19 protein-coding genes are annotated in these 19,219 nt (G+C 63.2%); 9 read left to right on the top strand and 10 right to left on the bottom strand.

The features are described from left to right. Positions 1-64: 64 nt before the first annotated feature. Positions 65-463, top strand: coding sequence for a gamma-glutamylcyclotransferase family protein (locus AB7245_RS39290; protein ID WP_028150696.1), 399 nt, complete (start codon positions 65-67; stop codon positions 461-463). 76 nt (positions 464-539) lie between these two features. Here AB7245_RS39290 and AB7245_RS39285 read toward each other — a convergent pair whose 3' ends face one another. Continuing rightward, entirely contained in the window at positions 540-1,103 is a 564-nt protein-coding gene (locus tag AB7245_RS39285; RefSeq protein WP_085400452.1) for a chlorite dismutase family protein, read from the bottom strand. A gap of 203 nt (positions 1,104-1,306) precedes the next feature. Here AB7245_RS39285 and dnaG point away from each other — a divergent pair, with 203 nt between their 5' ends. Next, positions 1,307-3,325: a DNA primase gene (dnaG, locus tag AB7245_RS39280; RefSeq protein WP_085400453.1), complete on the top strand. Its 2,019-nt coding sequence runs from the start codon at positions 1,307-1,309 to the stop codon at positions 3,323-3,325. 379 nt (positions 3,326-3,704) lie between these two features. After that, on the top strand, positions 3,705-5,864 hold the full coding sequence (rpoD, locus tag AB7245_RS39275) for an RNA polymerase sigma factor RpoD (RefSeq protein ID WP_038942760.1): 2,160 nt from the start codon (positions 3,705-3,707) through the stop codon (positions 5,862-5,864). Between the two features lie 109 nt (positions 5,865-5,973). On the opposite strand, the gene AB7245_RS39270 is transcribed toward rpoD, so the two are convergent. From AB7245_RS39270 to AB7245_RS39255, 4 genes are all read right to left on the bottom strand, one after another. Next, positions 5,974-6,210: a hypothetical protein gene (locus AB7245_RS39270; RefSeq protein WP_028150700.1), complete on the bottom strand. Its 237-nt coding sequence runs from the start codon at positions 6,208-6,210 to the stop codon at positions 5,974-5,976. A 634-nt stretch (positions 6,211-6,844) separates the two neighbouring features. Beyond that, positions 6,845-7,777, bottom strand: coding sequence for an OmpA family protein (locus AB7245_RS39265; protein WP_434057393.1), 933 nt, complete (start codon positions 7,775-7,777; stop codon positions 6,845-6,847). Positions 7,778-8,120: 343 nt separating this feature from the next. Beyond that, complete coding sequence (locus AB7245_RS39260) at positions 8,121-8,561, bottom strand: hypothetical protein (RefSeq protein ID WP_135215188.1); 441 nt, start codon at positions 8,559-8,561, stop codon at positions 8,121-8,123. After that, entirely contained in the window at positions 8,558-9,430 is an 873-nt protein-coding gene (locus AB7245_RS39255; RefSeq protein WP_144030688.1) for a hypothetical protein, read from the bottom strand. Before AB7245_RS39255 ends, AB7245_RS39260 begins: the two co-directional genes overlap by 4 nt. A gap of 188 nt (positions 9,431-9,618) precedes the next feature. Between AB7245_RS39255 and AB7245_RS39250 the strand changes: the two genes are divergently transcribed. After that, positions 9,619-10,431 carry a lytic murein transglycosylase gene (locus AB7245_RS39250; protein WP_085400458.1) on the top strand — a complete coding sequence of 271 codons (813 nt, stop codon included), beginning with the start codon at positions 9,619-9,621 and terminating at the stop codon, positions 10,429-10,431. 187 nt (positions 10,432-10,618) lie between these two features. Here AB7245_RS39250 and AB7245_RS39245 read toward each other — a convergent pair whose 3' ends face one another. Beyond that, positions 10,619-11,455, bottom strand: a complete 837-nt coding sequence (locus AB7245_RS39245) for an SDR family NAD(P)-dependent oxidoreductase (protein WP_085400459.1) — start codon at positions 11,453-11,455, stop codon at positions 10,619-10,621. 120 nt (positions 11,456-11,575) lie between these two features. On the opposite strand from AB7245_RS39245, the gene AB7245_RS39240 reads away from it, so the two are divergent. The 4 genes from AB7245_RS39240 (at position 11,576) to AB7245_RS39225 (ending at position 15,134) form a co-directional block, all read left to right on the top strand. Continuing rightward, positions 11,576-11,950 carry a response regulator gene (locus AB7245_RS39240; RefSeq protein WP_085400461.1) on the top strand — a complete coding sequence of 125 codons (375 nt, stop codon included), beginning with the start codon at positions 11,576-11,578 and terminating at the stop codon, positions 11,948-11,950. Between the two features lie 55 nt (positions 11,951-12,005). Beyond that, positions 12,006-12,617 (top strand): LysE family translocator, encoded by a 612-nt coding sequence (locus AB7245_RS39235; protein WP_085400463.1) that lies wholly within the window; start codon positions 12,006-12,008, stop codon positions 12,615-12,617. Between the two features lie 644 nt (positions 12,618-13,261). Next, entirely contained in the window at positions 13,262-14,473 is a 1,212-nt protein-coding gene (locus AB7245_RS39230; RefSeq protein ID WP_085400465.1) for a GGDEF domain-containing protein, read from the top strand. A 34-nt stretch (positions 14,474-14,507) separates the two neighbouring features. Then, the gene (locus AB7245_RS39225; protein WP_085400466.1) at positions 14,508-15,134 is read left to right on the top strand and encodes a peptidoglycan recognition protein family protein; all 627 of its coding nucleotides are present in this window, start codon (positions 14,508-14,510) and stop codon (positions 15,132-15,134) included. Between the two features lie 111 nt (positions 15,135-15,245). Here AB7245_RS39225 and AB7245_RS39220 read toward each other — a convergent pair whose 3' ends face one another. The 4 genes from AB7245_RS39220 to AB7245_RS39205 all read right to left on the bottom strand — a co-directional run bounded on the left by AB7245_RS39220 (position 15,246) and on the right by AB7245_RS39205 (position 18,782). Next, positions 15,246-15,593 carry a hypothetical protein gene (locus tag AB7245_RS39220; RefSeq protein WP_245344046.1) on the bottom strand — a complete coding sequence of 116 codons (348 nt, stop codon included), beginning with the start codon at positions 15,591-15,593 and terminating at the stop codon, positions 15,246-15,248. 334 nt (positions 15,594-15,927) lie between these two features. Continuing rightward, positions 15,928-16,269 (bottom strand): hypothetical protein, encoded by a 342-nt coding sequence (locus AB7245_RS39215; protein WP_063985480.1) that lies wholly within the window; start codon positions 16,267-16,269, stop codon positions 15,928-15,930. 389 nt (positions 16,270-16,658) lie between these two features. Continuing rightward, positions 16,659-17,558, bottom strand: a complete 900-nt coding sequence (gene rpoH, locus AB7245_RS39210) for an RNA polymerase sigma factor RpoH (protein ID WP_014492123.1) — start codon at positions 17,556-17,558, stop codon at positions 16,659-16,661. A 216-nt stretch (positions 17,559-17,774) separates the two neighbouring features. Beyond that, positions 17,775-18,782 (bottom strand): RluA family pseudouridine synthase, encoded by a 1,008-nt coding sequence (locus tag AB7245_RS39205; protein WP_063985479.1) that lies wholly within the window; start codon positions 18,780-18,782, stop codon positions 17,775-17,777. Here AB7245_RS39205 and AB7245_RS39200 point away from each other — a divergent pair. Then, on the top strand, positions 18,781-19,125 hold the full coding sequence (locus tag AB7245_RS39200) for a hypothetical protein (protein ID WP_063985478.1): 345 nt from the start codon (positions 18,781-18,783) through the stop codon (positions 19,123-19,125). The two genes, AB7245_RS39205 and AB7245_RS39200, sit on opposite strands and share 2 nt — an antisense overlap. Positions 19,126-19,219: the final 94 nt, after the last annotated feature.

Here is a 19,219-nt window from a genome sequence, read left to right as displayed (position 1 = left end):
GACTTCGCTCGGACGTGGAAATGTGCGGCTGTCGTTTCGCTCGATTGACGGCTATAGACACCCCATGACCTCCGATCGTCTTTTCGTCTACGGCACCCTGATGCGCGGCTTCGACCATCCGATGGCGCGGCTGCTTGCAGGGCATGCGGACTTTTTGGGTGACGCGACGTGTCGCGGGCGGCTCGTTCTCGTGAAGCATTATCCCGGATTGCTGCTGTCGAACGCGGCCTCCGATGTCGTCCATGGTGAGCTTTTTCAATTGCGCGTGCCCGATGAGCTCCTGCGCGAGCTCGACATGTACGAGGCCTGCGGCGAGGGCTTTCCGGAGCCGACCGAATATCTGCGCAAGCTGATCGACGTGACGCTGCCTGATGGCACCACGGAGAAGGCCTGGACTTACGTCTACAATTGGCCCGTCACCGATCTGCCGCGCATCGAGTCCGGGCGCTTTCTCGAGCACTAGGCGCGGATGCGGACTTCACCTCTCCCGCGCAAGCGGAGCGAGGGATCGCACCTTCATCGTGGCCGGCGTTCGATCACTAAGCCGACAGCACTTCCTTCACCAGGCGCACGTCGATCTCGTGCTCGACGTAGCTCCACTCCTCGGTCTGCCTCAGCATCGCCACCAGCTCCTCGAACAGCGAGGCATCGGGGGGCGCGAACTCGAACCATGTCAGGAAGTCGAAGGGACCGCCGAGATCGCGGCTGTGATAGAGCTGCCGCGCGATGGCGGGCAGGAAACGAAGAGTGCTGGCGATGTGGTGCGACTTGTCCTCGAAGATCTTGCGGCGCTCTTCCTGCGTCAGCTCCCACCACGCCTCCGATTTGCGGATCGGAATCAGCGCCGCGGAAGTGGCCTCTAACCGGCCGAGCTCGGCCTGCACCGCGGTGAGCTGCTGCTTCTCGGCGCGCTCAGTGTAGCGCGTCGTGCTCGCAACGCCGACCAGCCGCCACGCATTGCGAGAGGGCACCAGGGGCAATGAAATCGCCTCGCTGTCGGTCACCGACAGCGCCGGCACGAAGGGCAGGGGCTCGCCCACCACGGGTGAAATCGAGGTCACACGCCAGCCCCCGCTGTGGCCGCCGCGAAACATCCTGAACATGGCCTATGGAAGCGCGGAACCGGTCCGGGTTCAAGTCTTTCCGCGGTCATTCCGGGCTCGATGCTTCGCATCGCCCCGGAATGACGCCTGTGCATAGGTCGAATAACCCGGATAAGCCGGACAAACCTGACTTTTGGGCAGGCCGCGCCTATATCCGTAACCCTTCGCCCGACTTACGTTGATTCGCGCCAGACCCAGAGCCCATGCGCTTCACGCCCCAGTTCCTCGACGAGCTTCGTGCCCGGCTTTCGGTCTCCGAAGTCGTGGGCAAGCGCGTGAAGCTGAAGAAGGCCGGGCGGGAATGGAAGGGGCTGTCGCCGTTCCAGCAGGAGAAGACGCCCTCCTTCTACGTCAACGACCAGAAGGGATTTTACCACGACTTCTCCTCCGGCAAGCACGGCGACATCATCACCTTCGTGATGGAGACCGACGGCCTCCCGTTCGCGGAGGCCGTGGAGCGGCTCGCCAACATGGCGGGGCTGGCGCTGCCGGCGGTAACGCCGGATGCGGCGCGGCACGAGCAGCGGCGCCGCACGCTGCATGACGTGATGGAGCTCGCTGCAAAATTCTTCGCCGAGACGCTCGCCTCGCGCGCCGGCGCCAAGGCGCGCGGCTATCTCGCTGACCGTGCGATCTCGCCGGCGACGCAAGTGCAGTTCCGCCTCGGCTATGCGCCGCCGCCACCCGAGCGCTTCGCGCTGAAGGAGCATCTCGGCAAGCTCGGCGTCTCCGTCGAGGACATGATCGAGACCGGCCTGCTCGTAGCCGGCAACGACATTCCCGTGCCCTACGATCGCTTCCGCGATCGCGTGATGTTCCCGATCACGGATCTGCGTGGCCGCGTCATCGCCTTCGGCGGGCGCGCGCTGGAAAAGGACGTTCCGGCAAAATATCTAAATTCGCCGGAGACGCCGCTCTTCCACAAGGGCGACAATCTCTACAATCACCAGACCGCGCGCAAAGCCACCCACGATGGCAGCGCGCTGATCGTGGTCGAAGGCTATGTCGACGTCATCGCCATGGTGACGGCAGGCTTTGTAGGTGCCGTGGCGCCACTCGGCACCGCGCTGACCGAAAACCAGCTCGCGCTGCTCTGGAAGATGGCGGACGAGCCGATCCTCTGCTTCGACGGCGATCGCGCCGGACAGAAGGCGGCTTACCGTGCCGCCGACCTCGCCTTGCCGTTTCTTGCGCCGGGCAAGAGCCTGCGTTTTGCGCTGCTGCCGGAAGGTCAGGATCCCGACGATCTCGCCCGCTCGGGCGGCCGCGGTGCGATCGAGGATGTGATCGCGGCGGCGAAGCCGCTCGCCGAGATGATTTGGTCGCGCGAGCTCGAAGGCGGCAACTTTGCCACGCCCGAACGCCGCGCCGCGCTCGAGGCGCGCGTCAAGGAGCTGTCCAACGGCATCCGCGACGAGGTGGTGCGGCGCTATTATCGCGACGATTTTGCCGAGCGGCTTCGGCGTACCTTCGCGCCTGAAGGCGGCCGCGGCGGATTTGCCGGCCGGGGCAATTTTCAGGGCAATTCCGGCCGCTCCTTCCAGCCGCGCAACGGGGGGCAGGCGAATCGATTCGGGGGGCAGGGATTCGGCAGCCAAGGGCGGCGTGGGGGCCCCGGTCCCGCCTTTATTCCCTCCGGCCCCTACCAGGCGGCGAGCCCCCAGCTGGCGGCCAGCCCGATCATGAAGGGCCAGCGCAGCGCCATATCCCGGCGCGAAGCCCTGATTCTGCAAATCCTGATCAACCACCCCTGGCTGCTGCACGACCACCTTGAGGAGGTCGCCGCCCTGGAGCTGGCCCATCCCGAGGCCCATAAGCTCCGGGCCGGCATCATCGCCGCCTTTGCCAACGACCACCACCACTCGCCGGACCCCGGCGAGCTGGCCGAGAAGATGCGAGCCGACATCGAGAAGGGTGGATTTTCACAGCTTCTTCAAAGGGTTGAGAACGGTATCACGACCGCGGCGGTGTGGGGTGCCCGCGAGGGCGCCGCCCGGGACGACGTTCTCTCCACCTGGCACCAGCTCGTTGCCTTGCATCGGCAATACCATTCACTACTTAGAGAACTGAAGGACGCCGAGCTGGCCTTGGGGGAGGACCCCAGCGAGGCCAATTTGGCGTGGCTGCGTGACGTCAAGGCTCGGATAGGAGAAGTCGACGGTACCGAGGCCCTGATCGAGGGTTTTGGCGAGCTGTCGGGCCGGTTCCAGAAGAGCGTGTGATGAAAGAATCATGCGGACGGCCGGGACCGGAACCGCTAAAAGACTCGCCAAATCCAAGGTTTGGCGGCAAAAACAGGGTTAATCGAGGCTTAACGGTCTTGTAGCACTTTGGCCACCAGGCGGCCGCAGGCAGAACAGACGCGTCAGGAATAAATCCGCGCAATCGCTGTTGGCACTACACCTGCATCCGCTGCGACAAAGAGGCTCACGAAGCGTTAGGCAAATCCGGCGAGAGAGAAGGTCGGGGTGGCGAGAGATATCCGCGCCGCCCTTTCCGTGTCGCGATCTGACGAAGCGAGAGCGTCGAACAACAGGTTCAAGTGAATTCAGGCGGGCGGGCCGTTCGGCCTTCTGCATGAAGCGCGTTTAGGAGCAATGGATGGCCACCAAGGCAAAGACGCTGCAGGCGAAGGACAAAGAGAAAGACGACAAGGCAGCGGACGCGCCGGAGAAGGACTCCCAGGACGCGCCGTCGCCGTTGCTCGATCTGTCCGACGCGGCCGTGAAGAAGATGATTAAGCAGGCCAAGAAGCGCGGCTTCGTGACCTTCGATCAGCTCAACGAAGTTTTGCCGTCCGACCAGACCTCCCCCGAGCAGATCGAGGACATCATGTCCATGCTCTCGGACATGGGCATCAACGTCACCGAAGCCGACGATAGCGACGGCGAGGAGGACAAGGACGAGGGCGGCGAGGACGAGACCGACAACGAGCTCGTCGAGGTCACCCAGAAGGCCGTCACCGAGGTCAAGAAGAGCGAGCCGGGCGAGCGCACCGACGACCCCGTGCGCATGTATCTGCGCGAGATGGGCACGGTCGAGCTCCTGTCCCGCGAAGGCGAAATCGCGATTGCGAAGCGCATCGAGGCCGGCCGCGAGGCCATGATCGCAGGCCTCTGCGAAAGCCCGCTGACCTTCCAGGCCATCATCATCTGGCGCGACGAGCTCAACGAAGGCAAGATCTTCCTTCGCGACATCATCGATCTCGAAGCGACCTATGCCGGGCCCGACGCCAAGGGCGGCATGAACACCGCGATGATCGGCGGTCCGACCGGCGAGAACGGCGAAGCGTCCGCCGAAGGCGGCGAAGCCGTTGTCGTGAACGGAGCTGCGCCGGCGCATGTCGCGCCGCCCGCCGCGCCGCCGTCGCCGACCCCGTTCCGCGCCGCGCCTGCGCCCGGCAATGCCGGCGAAGGCGAGAAGGATCCGGGCGAAGCCGCCGCCGAAGCCGACATGGACGAGGACGACGAGTTCGAGAACCAGATGTCGCTCGCGGCCATCGAGGCCGAGCTCAAGCCGAAGGTCGTCGAGATCTTCGACAAGATCGCCGACAGCTACAAGAAGCTGCGCAAGCTTCAGGAGCAGGACATCCAGAACCAGCTCGAGAGCACCTCGCACGGGCCCTCGCTGTCGCCGCACCAGGAACGCAAATACCGCAAGCTGAAGGACGAGATCATCGTCGAGGTGAAGTCGCTGCGCCTGAACCAGGCGCGTATCGACTCACTGGTCGAGCAGCTCTACGACATCAACAAGCGCCTCGTGTCGCACGAGGGCCGCCTGATGCGCCTTGCCGACAGCCATGGCGTCGCGCGTGAGGACTTCCTGCGCAACTACACCGGCTCGGAGCTCGACCCGCGCTGGCTCAACCGCGTCTCGAAGCTCTCAGCCAAGGGCTGGAAGAACTTCGTCCATATCGAGAAGGACCGGATCAAGGACCTCCGTCACGAGGTGCACCAGCTCGCCGCGCTCACCGGCCTCGAGATCGTCGAGTTCCGCAAGATCGTGCACTCCGTGCAGAAGGGCGAGCGCGAGGCCCGCCAGGCCAAGAAGGAGATGGTGGAAGCCAACCTCCGTCTCGTGATCTCGATCGCCAAGAAGTATACCAACCGCGGCCTGCAGTTCCTCGACCTGATCCAGGAAGGCAACATCGGCCTGATGAAGGCGGTCGACAAGTTCGAGTATCGCCGCGGCTACAAGTTCTCGACCTACGCCACGTGGTGGATCCGGCAGGCGATCACCCGCTCGATTGCCGACCAGGCGCGCACCATCCGCATCCCCGTGCACATGATCGAGACGATCAACAAGATCGTGCGTACCTCGCGCCAGATGCTCAACGAGATCGGCCGCGAGCCGACCCCGGAAGAGCTCGCCGAGAAGCTCGGCATGCCCTTGGAGAAGGTCCGCAAGGTCCTCAAGATCGCCAAGGAGCCGCTGTCGCTGGAGACGCCGGTCGGTGACGAAGAGGATTCACATCTCGGCGATTTCATCGAGGACAAGAACGCGATCCTGCCGATCGACGCCGCAATCCAGTCGAACCTGCGCGAGACCACGACGCGTGTCCTGGCGTCGCTGACGCCGCGCGAAGAGCGCGTGCTGCGCATGCGCTTCGGCATCGGCATGAACACCGACCACACGCTGGAAGAAGTCGGCCAGCAGTTCTCGGTGACCCGCGAACGTATCCGTCAGATCGAAGCGAAGGCGCTGCGCAAGCTGAAGCATCCGTCGCGGTCAAGGAAGCTGCGGTCGTTCCTGGATAACTAATTCGGATCGTCGTGCCCGGGCCTGATCCGGGCATTCATCCAAACGCAAACGGCGGGCCGAAAGCCCGCCGTTTTCTATTTGTACTGACGCTTCGCAAGTCGGGCGGAGCCTACTTCTTCTTCGCGCCGACCCGGTCGAGGGTCTTGATTGCCAGCGGCGGGCGGCCGGACTTTTCAGCGATCTCGCGGTCCTGCTCCATGATGAAGCCGCGCGCGGGCTCGTCGCCGTCCAGGCCTCCGAGCAGCTCCGCAGGCACGCGCCGGTTGGAGCGTTGGGAGCCGTCTTCGTAGAAGACGTTGAAAAAGGCAAACTCGCCCTTGGGATTGGTTCCAGGTTTTTTGGCCATGGCGGGCTTGTCGTCGATCAGGACGCTATAGTCAAATGACTTTGGCGGGTTTTCCGGTGGTCACACGGACCTGTCGCGGCGGTATCGGCTGCGCAATCGATCGATGAAGTCCGTTTGCGGGATGTTCGGATGCATCCGGCGCTTCGTAAAATCCGATGCGACCCCTCGCTCAATAAACGGCGGGCCGCAAAGCCCGCCGTTTATTTTTGGTCTTCAGCGTCGCCCGGGGCTGGCGGGGCGACAACCTAGACTAGAAGACTATAACTTGCGCCATAACGTGGCAAGGCAAATCGTTGACGCTGTGATGTCGCATCGAGCGCGTCAGATATGCGCCGGTCGCGACATCTGGTTTCGATGCACATCAAAGCAATTGTTTGGATGGCCAAATCACTTTGTTCATATTTCCCGCTCTCGCAACGCAACGAGAGGTGCGTGCTTTGTAAAAAAGCGCGTTCGCCTGCACGTCTTCCGTCCGCGTGCACAGGTTGTGTTCCATTGTGCGAACGAGTTCCATGTCCACGGTTGCACATCTCACTGCGTACACGTGACGAGTTCCGCTACGACGAACCACTTCTCCACCGACAACGCCATTCAAGAGATACTCAGCGTGCAGGTGGGAAGATGAGTGAGGCCGTCACGGTGCTACCAGCTCCACGCGCCGGTTGAGCGCGCGGCCGGCGTCCGTAGCGTTGGAACCGACTGGTGCCAGCAATCCGACGCCGGCGGTGCGCAGCCGCGTCTGCGCGATCCGAAAGCTTTTCACGAGTTCGGCTGCGACCGCTTCGGCGCGGCGCTTCGAGAGATCGAGATTGTATTCGTAAGCGCCCTGGCCGTCGGTGTGGCCGACGATGAAGACGTTGAGCTGCGGCTGACTCGTCAGCAGCTTTGCGATCTGCTCCAGCGTCGGGCGGCTCTCCGGCTTCAGAACCGCCTTGTCGGTATCGAAATAGATGCCGTAGAGCGCGATGTGGCCGGTCTCGCCAAGGCCCTTCGCCATCGCGGCAGCATCGACCATCTTGTTCGCGATGGCGCCGAGCTCGGCGACCGTGACCTGCGCGGTGATGTCCTGGTTGTTCTGGCTGACGATGACGCTGGCATAGGTCTCGCGTCCGCCCTCGCTCTTGCGGCCAGAAAAATAGCGGTAGTTGAAACCGTCGACCCACATCTGCGGGACCGGCAGCGTGTCGATGCTTTCCGTGAAGGGAATGGCGCCGCAGGCGTCGGTGTCGCAGGCGAGTAAGGTCTCGAAGCCCGCTTTCGCAAGCTGCGTCTCGAAATTGCGCGACACTTCCAGGATCGAGGGGCCGGGATTGGTGCGATAGGCGATGCGGAAGATTCGGCCTTCGAGCCGCCGCGCATCGGCCGGCTGGCCGTCCCTAAAGGCGGCCGCCTGCATCCGTGCGGCGTCAAAATCCTTCGTCACGTAGCCGGTGATGACGCTGCCGGTGAAGCGGCCGATGCCGGGATAGTCGCGGCTGCCTGCGACATCGCGGGTCTGCGCGGCGGCGGCGGTGGCGGTGAAGGAGAGCAGGGCGAGGACAGCGAGCATCCGGTGCGGAATGGGCATGGTCATCTCGATCGGTTGGGGACGGGGCGAGCGCAATTCATTTGTCGCTCCCAAGATGCGATCGGTTCTGGTGAGGATCTGCCGCTTTGACGCGAATCCGGTTCCCGGGCATGATCCACATCCGCTGCGCACATTTTTAGGAGTTTCTCGCATGTCGAGATACTCCCTGGCTACCGCTTTCGTCGTCTGGCTGCCGGTTGGATCGGCAAACGCGACGGGGCGAGAGTGAATTTCGCGGTACAGCCTTCGGACGCATCTGGGACAGCAAGATTGCGCCGCGCCAAGCTGAGGTCGACTCTTGCGGACTAGCGCGGCACTTCGAGATAAGCGCAAGCGGCTGCAATCACCTTACGGCCAGCGTGAAGCAAGCTTCGATCTCGCTAAGTATACTTTCAGTTTCTCGAGCCGATCTTGGAAAAGCGTTTGCCTCGTGGGCGAACCGGTTTCGCGCGACGCGGACGTTTTGTCCAAAACGGCGAGCATTGGCTGCATTCAAATACCCAGGTTGTCCATACGGGATGCTCTCGAGTTGCCGGAAGATTGGGCCCAGCGAATGACCAGGCGAAATTCCGTGACTTCGGACAACTTCCTTAAGGGCAGTTTCAAGTGATCTGATCGCGTGCAGTAATTGCAAGAGGTTCTTGCGTTTTTCCGGATTGATGCGCGCGACTGCGGCAAGCTCCTGCAGTTCTTGGTCGACATGATTGAAGATGTTTGAACCAATTCGGGTGCGAGCACTCTTTGCGATTGCGCGCAAGGTATTTACTCTGCGAAGTGAACTCATGACCTTCGTCCTTGGCGCATTCGTTTCGCAAACCGAGGAAGTTCGCTGCGAAGCTCGGCAAGCACAAAAGCCCATCCGCCAAACGCGGCAGAAAGAATCAGCTTTTCTGAATCTCGAGGTCTGGCCGGCCAATCTTCAATCACCGCTATTCCTAATGGTTCTCTCGCGGCGAATGGAATCCCGCCGTCCAATGAAAAATAGTAATTGGCTTGTTCATACACGAGATCGTTCACCGTCGATGAGTCAACGTCGGCATCCGATAATTCTGACAAGTCGACCTGCTGCTCCGTCGAGGCGGAATTTCTATCTATCTGCGGTCGTCGCTTGCTGTGTCTTATCGCAGATCTGATCGGGCGCCTAAGTTCTGAGACTTTTTCGTCAAATGCCGCGCTGAATGGTCGGTTTGTCAGTCGACTACTCAGTCGCATCACAGCCATTGCATTTGCGAAACGTATCTGGGCGTCGCCAGAAATGTCTGGCGGGACATCCTTATGATGGCCAAAAGCAGTCACGTCCGTAATCATTTCGGAAATTCCTGCCCGATTGTTCCATTCCAGAATATTTGCAAAATCGTTCGCGAAAGAGTTGGCAATCGAGTAGTCCTTTTCTTCAGCTACTAGTATGCAGCGAACATAAGGAGGTAAAGCCAGACGACTAAGTATAAAGCGCGCTTTGAGTAGACCTTGGTTTGTTCGCTCCGCGGCTAGAGGCATAAAGACGGCAGTCGTCGCTCTCTCTCCCGCAACAAGGAGATCCGGGCCACGAAGTAACAGAGGATGGTCGGGATTGGGTACAACTAGGAATTCATTTGGTAGCTCCCGACGCAACAACTGGGTGAGCGTCTTTCTCCGATAATAAATGTTGGCCATGCCGGTCCGCGCGGAGTTCTTGTGTTCAACCAAAAATAGAATCTAAGCAATGCTCCACTGGTCTGACAACCGATTTCTGCTATCAACTGCCGACGCCTTCTGAGATTCTCGTGGAAAGATGTGGCTTTGACGATCCTATTTCCTGCAGGATTAAGGCTCGCGCGAAAATTTGAAAGGACACTTAGGGCATGTGGCGGTTTGGGCTAATCTGTCTGTTTGGGTCTGTCCTCTGTCTGGCCGGCGGATCGGCGCAGGCCGCGCGCTGCGGCGGCGACTTCAACAGCTTCGTCGCCAGCATGAGCTCGGAAGCGCAAGGAGCCGGCGTCTCGGCGAGCGTGACCAGCGCGGCCTTCAGCGGCATCGCCCAGGACGGCGCCGTGCTCGCCTTCGACCGGCGCCAGCGCTACACCTTCAACAAGAGCTTCGAGCAGTATGTCTCGACCCGCGTCGGCCCCGGCCGCATCAATGGCGGCAAGGCACTGTTGCAGCGTCACGCGGCGCTGCTCTCGCGCATCGAGCGGCAGTTCGGCGTGCCCCGCTATATCCTGGTCGCGATCTGGGGGCTGGAGAGCGATTTCGGCAAAGGCGACATCGGCAAGCTGCCGGTGATCCGCACGCTCGCCACGCTCGCGCATGATTGCCGCCGCACCGAGCTGTTCCAGGGCGAGCTGCTCGCCGCGCTCAAGATCGTGCAGCGCGGCGACCTGCCGCTGCGCGACCTCATTGGCGCCTATGCCGGCGAGATCGGCCAGACCCAGTTCCTGCCGTCGTCCTACATCAAATACGGCGTCGATTTCGACGGCGACGGCCACGTCGACCTGCGCCACAGCGTGCCCGACGTACTCGCCTCGACCGCGAACCTGCTTCACACCAGCGGCTTCAAGATGGGCCAGCCCTACGGCGAAGGCACCGCCAATTTCGAGGCGATGCGGGAGTGGAACAGGGCGGTGATCTACCGCAAGACGATCGGCTATTTTGCGGACCGGCTGGCGGGGCAGTGACCACATACTCGGTGTCATCGCCCGCCTTGTGCGCACTTGCGCACTGGGGCGGGCGATCCAGTATTCCAGAGGAGGCGCGGCTAGAACCGAGAAGCCGCGGCGTACTGGATGCCCCGGTCAAGCCGGGGCATGACAGCGGTGGTGTGGCGACAGCGGAGCACGCAGCGGCGATGCCGTCGCGTCACGCCTACTTCGCCGTCCCCTTCGCCATCTTCTCCAGCTTGCGCTGCAACGGCGCCCAATAGGTGCCCGGGCGGAAGCGCTGCAAAATGTCCATGAAGCGGGCGTCGTTGCCGATCAGGATGCGGGGCTGGTTGTTCTCGATGCCCTTGATGATGCGCAGCGCGGCGTCTTTCGGCGTGGTCTTTGCCGCGTTCTCGAACCGCTCGATCGATTGCGCGCGGCGCGCATTGTCGGTGACGCCGACCCCGGTGCGCGAATTGCGCGCGATGGCAGTGGCGACGCCACCGGGATGCACCACCGACAGTTTTACGGGGCTGCCCGCGACCGCAAGCTCGTGCCGCACGCTCTCGGAAAAGCCGCGCACCGCGAACTTGGCGGCGGCATAGGCCGACTGTCCCGGCGGCGCGATGATGCCGAAGATCGAGGAGACGTTGACGATGTGCGCCTCTGCCAGCGTCTTCAGATGCGGCAGGAAAGCGCGCGTGCCGTGCACCACGCCCCAGAAATTGATGTCGAACAGCCACTCCATCTGCGCCTGGTCGATCTCCTCGAACGTCCCCATCAGCGCCACGCCGGCATTGTTGATGACGATGCCGAGCGCGGGATGTGCCGCGATCGCATCACGCGCGAACTCTGCGATGTCGCCGGGCTCGCTGACGTCGACGCGATGCACGCTGACCTTGCGTGCGGCACCGATCTCGGCGGCGAGCGTCTTCAATCCGGCCTCGTCGCGATCGGCGAGCGCGAGATCGCAGCCGCGATTGCCGAGCTCGATTGCCAGCGCGCGCCCGATGCCGCTCGCCGCTCCCGTGATTGCGGCGGCACCGCGAATGGCAGTCATGATGTCCCCCCGTCAAGCCGGTCGTGTGGAACTATGATCTACATTTTTCATGATGGAACTGAACCACCGGCGAACTGGCTCCTTAACATAGGTTACGCAAGCAAGCACTGGAGCGGCCCCATGGGACAGGCAGAACCATTTCGCGCGACGGCGCTGATCGTCGAAGACGACGTCATGCAACGGGAGATGCTCAGTCTTCTGCTGGAGGAGAGCGGCTACCAGGTCATCCAGTGCGATAGCGCCGAGGCTGCCCAACGGGTGCTCGACAGAAGCGCCGGCGCGCTCTGTCTGATGCTGACGGACGTTCAGCTTGCGGGGCACATGACCGGGGTCGAGCTCGCGCACGTCGCCAAGGACCGCAATCCAAAGCTCGACATCGTCGTCACCTCCGGCCGCCCCTTGGCGCAGCCCTTGCCCGATGGCGCGAAATTCTGGGCCAAGCCATGGGCGCCGCTCGACGTGCTCCGCGAAGCCGAGCTCGCGCAGCCGTCCTGATGGTCGATGCGGGGGCTCGCTTTCTTGCCGTGAGGCACGGTGATAGGGTCTGCCCATGACCTTTTCCTTCCTGCTCACCTCGCTCATCGTCGTCGCCTCGCCCGGCACCGGCGTGCTTTACACCCTGGCTGCGGCGCTGACACGCGGCTCGCGCGCGAGCGTCGCTGCCGCCTTCGGCTGCACGCTCGGGATCGTGCCGCACATGATAGCTGCGATGCTCGGGCTTGCCGCGGTGCTGCATACCAGCGCGCTTGCCTTTGCCGCGCTGAAATGGGGCGGCGTCGCCTATCTGCTCTACATGTCCTGGCAGGCGCTGCGTGAGACCGGGGCGCTGGCGGTCGATGGCGAGATCAGGGAGCGGTCGAGCCGCCGCGTCATCGTCACTGGCTTCCTGATCAACATCCTCAATCCGAAACTGTCGATCTTCTTCCTGGCCTTCCTGCCGCAGTTCATCGCGGTGGACGAAGCCCATGTGCTGGCGCGGATGCTGGAATTGAGCGGCGCCTTCATGGCGATGACCTTTGCGGTGTTCGTCCTCTACGGCCTCTGTGCGGCGTCGGTACGCGAGCGCGTCATCTCCCGCCCACGTGTCATGGCCTGGCTGCGCCGCAGCTTCGCCACCGGCTTCGCCGCGCTCGGCGCCAAGCTTGCGTTTGCGGAGCGGTAGGCTTCGCCTTCACCTCTCCCCGCTTGCGGGGAGACGCCGCAGCTGAGTGCGGCCAATAAAAAAAGCGGGCCTTGCGCCCGCCATCTCCAAACTCTCTCGACCTTTTACCCGACGCCCGGGCGGAGCGAGGCTCCACCCGGGCAAAGAACATGCTGGCTACTTCTTCTTCGCGGCCTTCTTGGCCTTTTTCTTCGTCGCCTTCTTCGCCTTCTTCGCTTTCTTAGCCATAGTATCCTCTCAAGGGTTCATGGTTAAACGCGACACGAGGGATGCTCGGCGGAGGGCCAGCCTCGCAACATCCTCGACCACAAACTCAGCAGATTCGCGGGCGGCTGCCCCGTGCTGTCACATCTGTGTCATTACGTTATCCACAGCTCAGATGCATTTTCGGGTGATTTTTGCCCGCGAATCCGCATCGCAATGCGCATCGGCGTGGCCGCGCAGGGAGGCCGCGACATGCCTAACGATCCGATAATCGCGGCGCACTGTTCATGAATCCAAAACCAAGGGCGAGCTTTCGCAGATCGCAGTGAGGTTCCGTTAAGTGCAATCCGCGCATTCTTCCCCGCAAGAACGCGGGGAAGGGTCATGGACGAACGGCTGCCAGAGACGGGGGGGGCGACGCTGCGCGTGCCGCACGCGCCATGCTGAACGTACCGACACTCTGGACGGTCTTCGTCGTCAACTTCCTGGCGCTTGGCCTGATCTGGGCCTACGTGACGCGCTCCTATCCGAAATTTGCAGCGGCGCGATTCTGGATGGCATCGTCGTTCGTCGGCGCCGCCGGCGCGATGACAGCCCTGGTCCGCCTGTTCGTCGCCTCTCCCCTGCCGCTTCTTGTCGGCGCTGCCGGTATCATCGCGGCGAGCTGCCTCGCCGCCATGGGCATTCAGCGCTTCTATGACCGGCCGGTCTCATGGCGCGTCATGGCCGCAACGGGGGTGCTAAGCCTCGCCGGCGTCGTGTTCTTCATGGTCGGCTTCGAGCACATGCAGCTGCGCATGCTCAGCTACACGCTCGGCCAGGCCTTGCCGCTGGTGCTGGCGCTGCGTCTGCTCCTGGCGCCGCCGGAAGGCCGCGTCAGCCCGGGTGCGCGGCTGTCCGGCATCGTCATCCTCACCATCATCGGGATCTTTGCGGTTCGCACGCTGGGCAATCTGCTCGGCCACGATTTCTCGGCGCGCGCCGGCGGTCAGGCTCATGGCGTCATGGTGCTGGGCCTCCTGTTCCTGTCGATGACGCTCAATTTCGGCTTCCTGCTGATGGCGATGGATCGCCTGCGCAACGAGGTCGCCGACCTCGCGCTGCTTGACGATCTCACGGGCGTCGCCAACCGGCGCCATTTGTTGCAGCGCCTGTCCGAGGAATGCGCCCGGTCTGAGCGCAGCGGCGAGCCGTTCTCGCTGCTGGTGATCGATCTCGACGGCTTCAAGGCCATCAATGACTCCCATGGTCACGCCGCGGGCGATGCCTGCTTGCGGCACTTCACCCTGATGGCGCAAACGCGGCTGCGGCCGGGCGACATGCTGGCCCGCACCGGTGGCGACGAGTTCTGCGTCGTGCTGCCGTCCTCGTCCCTGCGCGAGGCTGCCGCGATCGCCCGCCGCGTGCTCGAAGTCTGCCGCCAGGACGCCGCGGCCTGTACAACCAGGGACATCCCGATCGCGATCTCGATCGGCGTTGCCGAATGGGACCGCGGCATCGGCCAGTTTCCGGACCGCCTCATCGCCCATGCCGACCACGCCCTCTATGCCGCCAAGAAAAACGGCAAGAACGACTTTGCCGTCTACGATCCGGCTCCGCCGCTCTCGCCTGAGCGGCCCGGGCTCGGCGAGGCCACGCGCAAATTCGCATAAAGCCTGCTAGGATTTGGGTCCGCCTTGGACCCGTATGATGATATTCCGCCTGCTCGCGACTTTTCTCGCCGCCCTTCTTCTGCTCACCCCAGCCGCCGCAACGGACGCCGAACTCGCGAAGATCGCGCGCGTCTCCGGCACGCCTGACATTCCCGGCCTGAAAATGGTCTGGCTCGCGCCATGGGGCGATGTCCGCGACGCCCATCCCTGGCGCAACATCATCGTGCACCAGACCGAGGGGCCGACAGGCTCGGCGCGCGGCGGCGCGGCGGAGCAGTCGAAGAACCCGACGCGCCGCGGCGTCACCGTGTGGGTCGAGACCGACGGCACGGTCTATTGGGCGGTCGCCGAGAACCTGGTGCCGACCCATGGCGACGGCGCCAACCGTAACGACAACAAGTACATCGACAACAGATCGACCTATCGCCAGGTCGTGCGCGACAACTCGATCGGCGTCGAGTTCGCCGGCAACTATCCGGATGTCACCACAGGCCCGACCGAGGCGCAGGTCGCGGCATGGAAGATCCTCGTGAAGGTGCTGCGCGCGCGCTACGGCATCCCGCTCGACCACGTCTATGCGCACAACTGGATCGACTACAAGGACGCCCGCTATTGCGAAGGCTGTTGGCTCGCGACGCTGGCGCGGACTTGGGGGGAGTGACGAGCAGGCGCGTCCGGCAACCGAAGGCCGAAACCTCCGGTGCCGGACGGCCATCGAGAGCGATCGCTATCGGCTCTCATCGCCATCCTAAGTCCACCGGTCTTCCCGGGCTCAGGGGAATGCCTTGGGAAGATCGGCGGAAGGCTTCGTGACGATCTGGTGCGCGTCGCGCCAGATCACTTCGCGCTGGCGTGAGGTTGTAATCGTGCGCACCGGCAGGCCGCCCTCCTCGAGCAGCCAAGCGCAGTAGCGCGCGCAGCTGACAGCCTCGCGGGCTTGAGGATCGAACCAGCAAATGCCCCAGATCGAATCGCGCCGCTTGAAGTGACGCGCGATGCGTCCAGGAAGCGGCAGATGCTGCGCGAACCAATTGAACTGGTCCGAGAGCTCATGCCGGATCCAGTCCGGACAGTTGTTTCGCTGGACATACCAGGACGCACGAAAGAAGCCGCTCTCCACGCGACTGTGCGGGTGGATGAGCGGTGTAACGAACCGCAAATGCATGACGACACGGCGCGACGCCTTGTTGCGTCGCGCCCCTCGCAGCCAGATGCAATGAATGGAGAACAGCGCGCGAAGCGGCGTTCAGCTTATGACCGATTGCCGATCAAAGAGTTCGGCGGTCAGAACGTATCGATCTACTTTTCATGCCGCCTCCCTTGGTTGCGCTGAACAACAAAGGCGCGATAGCGCGCCGGGCGGCAGCACATACATCAGCAATCGTCCTGCGGCAAGCGTGATCGACAAGGACGATTGAGCGGGAAGCATTCATGACGCGCTCCGGAATGACGAGCTAAACCGGCTGCGCCATCCAGCCGAACAGCCGTCGCATCAATCCCGGCCGCCGTGGCAATTCCGGCGGGCCGTCCGACGCCAGCACGCGTTTGAAGAAGTAGTCCAGGAACACCATGTCGTTCGGCTCGGTGACGGTGAATTGTTCGTCGCCGAAGAACACGCTGTAATTATAGAAGAACGGGCCCATGAGCGGGATCGTCGCGGTCGAGGCATAGTCCTTGGAGATGACGAACTCTGCGGGATCGAGCCCGTGCTCGCGCATCGCCTGCTCGACCAGCGGCAGCTTGCGCATGAACTGGGCGGAGAAGCCGCCGACGGTGGATTGCAGGATGATCGACACGGTTGGTGTCCGTTCAGTTGAGGCCGCCGGCCCGATCATTCTGGGTCGGTCGACCGGACGCGCGGGTTCAAGGCAAGCCCGGTTCTACGTCGGCCAGGGGAAGGAGACTGTGACGGCGGTCTCACTTGGCAGGACCTTCCGCCACAACCACCGCTGTCATCGCCCGGTTCAACCGGGCGATCCAGTATTCCAGGGGCCTGCGTTCGAGATCTCGCTGCCGGTACCGGTTCAAGCCGGGGCATGACAGCGAGTGCGGCGCGCTTCGCATCGCGCAGAGAAAGCACGGCGGATCACTCAAACAGAGCATCGCCACAAACAAAAAAGCCGGCGTTGCCGCCGGCTTTCTGTCTCTTGTCGATCCGCCAATATCTACCGCGAGAAGAGCCCGCTTAATGCGCGGCTTCCAGCGCGGCCTGTTCCGCCCGTGCGATCGTGCCCTTGACCGCGGCCTGCACCTTTTCGAAGGCGCGGACTTCGATCTGGCGGACGCGCTCGCGCGACACGCCGAACTCGGCGGCAAGGTCTTCCAGCGTCATCGGCTCATCGGCGAGGCGGCGCGCCTCGAAGATGCGGCGTTCGCGCGGGTTGAGCACGCCCATGGCGCCGTTCAGCGCGTCACGGCGTTCGTCATACTCCTCGTGCTCGGCCAGCATGGCTTCCTGGTTGGGCGTGTTGTCGACCAGCCAGTCCTGCCATTCGCCGGCTTCGCCGTCATCGCGGATCGGAGCGTTGAGCGACGCGTCACCACCGAGGCGACGGTTCATGTCGATCACGTCCTGATCGGTGACGCCGAGGCGCTTGGCAATGATCTTCACCTGGTCGGGGCGGAGATCGCCCTCGTCCAGCGCGTTGATCTTGCTCTTCGCCTTGCGCAGGTTGAAGAACAGCTTCTTCTGGTTCGCGGTGGTGCCCATCTTCACGAGCGACCAGGAACGCAGGATGTACTCTTGAATCGACGCCTTGATCCACCACATCGCGTAGGTGGCGAGACGGAACCCCTTTTCGGGTTCGAAACGCTTCACCGCTTGCATGAGGCCGACATTGCCTTCCGAGACGACCTCGGAGATCGGCAGGCCGTAGCCGCGATAGCCCATGGCGATCTTGGCCACGAGGCGGAGATGGCTGGTGACGAGTTGGTGCGCCGCGTCGCGATCGTCATGCTCACGCCAACGCTTGGCGAGCATGTATTCCTGCTGGGGTTCCAGCATCGGGAACTTGCGGATCTCGGCGAGGTAGCGAGAAAGGCCGGATTCTCCATTGAGGACCGGCAAAGCAGCGGTACGGGCCATGATGAAGCCCTCCAAGGTTCAGGCCCCCGATAGCGGCGGGCCAGGCAGACGACCGCTGTGTTAAAGCCGGCCGTAGCTGCGATGTTCCGTTGGTCATTTCCAACGCAAGCGCAATATACCCCAAGGGGGGTCAAAAAGGGAAGGATTGCTGACGTCACGTCCCCGTGTGGCAGCTATAACTTTTTGTAATGTAACGCTTTTCCAAGGTGGCCTGCGTCATAGCGCCGCTTTCAGAGCGCCCTGAAGGAGAAGCAAATCCTTCGGCAGAGGCGCTTCCCAGTGGAGTAATTCTCCGGTTCTCGGGTGCTCCAATACCAGCAAATAGGCATGCAGGGCCTGCCGTCCAAGCGTGGCCAGAGTCGCCTGCGACTCCGGGCCGAGGTGGTTCGCCTTGGTCTTGAAGTGCGGGCCATAGACGGCGTCGCCCATCAGGGGATGGCCAATATGGGCGAGGTGGACGCGGATCTGGTGGGTGCGTCCGGTCTCGAGCTCGCAGGCGAGCAGGGAGGCGATCGGCTTGCCGTCACGCCCCGCAAAACTCTCCAGAAGCTCCCAATGCGTCACCGCCTCGCGGCCGCCCTGGCGCACCGCCATCTTCTCGCGCGCATACGGGTGGCGGTCGATCGGCGCATCGACGGTGCCGCGGTGGCGTCCCGGCAGCCCCCAGGCGAAGGCCATGTAGCCGCGGCGCATCGCGCCCGTCCGGCCGTGGTCGGCGAATTGCGCGGTGAGCGAGGCATGGGCGAGGTCGTTCTTGGCGACTACCATCAGCCCGGTCGTGTCCTTGTCGAGCCGGTGCACGATGCCGGGCCGGCGTACCCCGCCGATGCCGGAGAGCGAGCCGCCGCAATGGGCGATCAGCGCGTTGACCAGCGTGCCGGTCTCGTGCCCGGCCGCGGGGTGCACGACGAGGCCCTTCGGCTTGTTGAGGACGACGATGTCGTCGTCCTCGAACACGATATCGAGGGCGATATCCTCACCCTTGGGCTCCGGCGGGGCCGCCTCCGGCACGTCGATTGTGATCGTATCGCCGGATGTGACGTGATAAGCGGGGTCGCGGATCGCGGCGTCCTTGAGGCTCACCGCGCCCGCCAAAATCAGGGCTTTCAGCCTCGATCGCGACAGGTCGGTGAGGTGCGCCGCCAGCACGCGGTCAAGCCGAGCCGAGCCCTCGTCGCCGGCGACGACAACTTCCAACCTTTGCGCAGAGCCTGAGCTATCCATGACGACGTCTGATACCGCTGTTCCCGAACCGAGCCCCGAGCAGGCCGCGCTGTTCGCGCGGGTGCGGCGGATGATGCTGATCGCGGGGTTGACCACGGCGCTGGCAATCTGCGCCGTCCTGATCGCGGTGGGCTACCGCCTTTTCAAGTCGGAGGGAAGGGCGTCCGAAATGGCCGGCGACGTCACCGCCGCCCTGCCCAAGGGCGCCAGGATCGTCTCGACCGGGGTCGCCGGCGACCGCCTCGTGGTCACGCTGGACGTTGGCGGGGTCATCGAGATCCGCACTTTCGACGCCCACACCCTGAAGCCGGCCGGAAAGCTGAAATTTGCCAATGAGCCGTAGGGCTGGCCGCGGCTGTTGATCGTTCTCCGGTCCAGTTTGTCTTGCCGCGCAACTTCTGATTTAGCTCTCGGGCTTGGGAAGTTGGGCTGGGACT

Origin of the sequence: Bradyrhizobium sp. 604_D8_N2_3, from assembly GCF_051810765.1 — a bacterium.
In the GTDB taxonomy this organism is placed as follows: domain Bacteria; phylum Pseudomonadota; class Alphaproteobacteria; order Rhizobiales; family Xanthobacteraceae; genus Bradyrhizobium; species Bradyrhizobium barranii.
The sequence above is the reverse complement of the archived record's forward strand: the minus strand, read 5'-3'. Positions and strand labels throughout refer to the sequence as shown.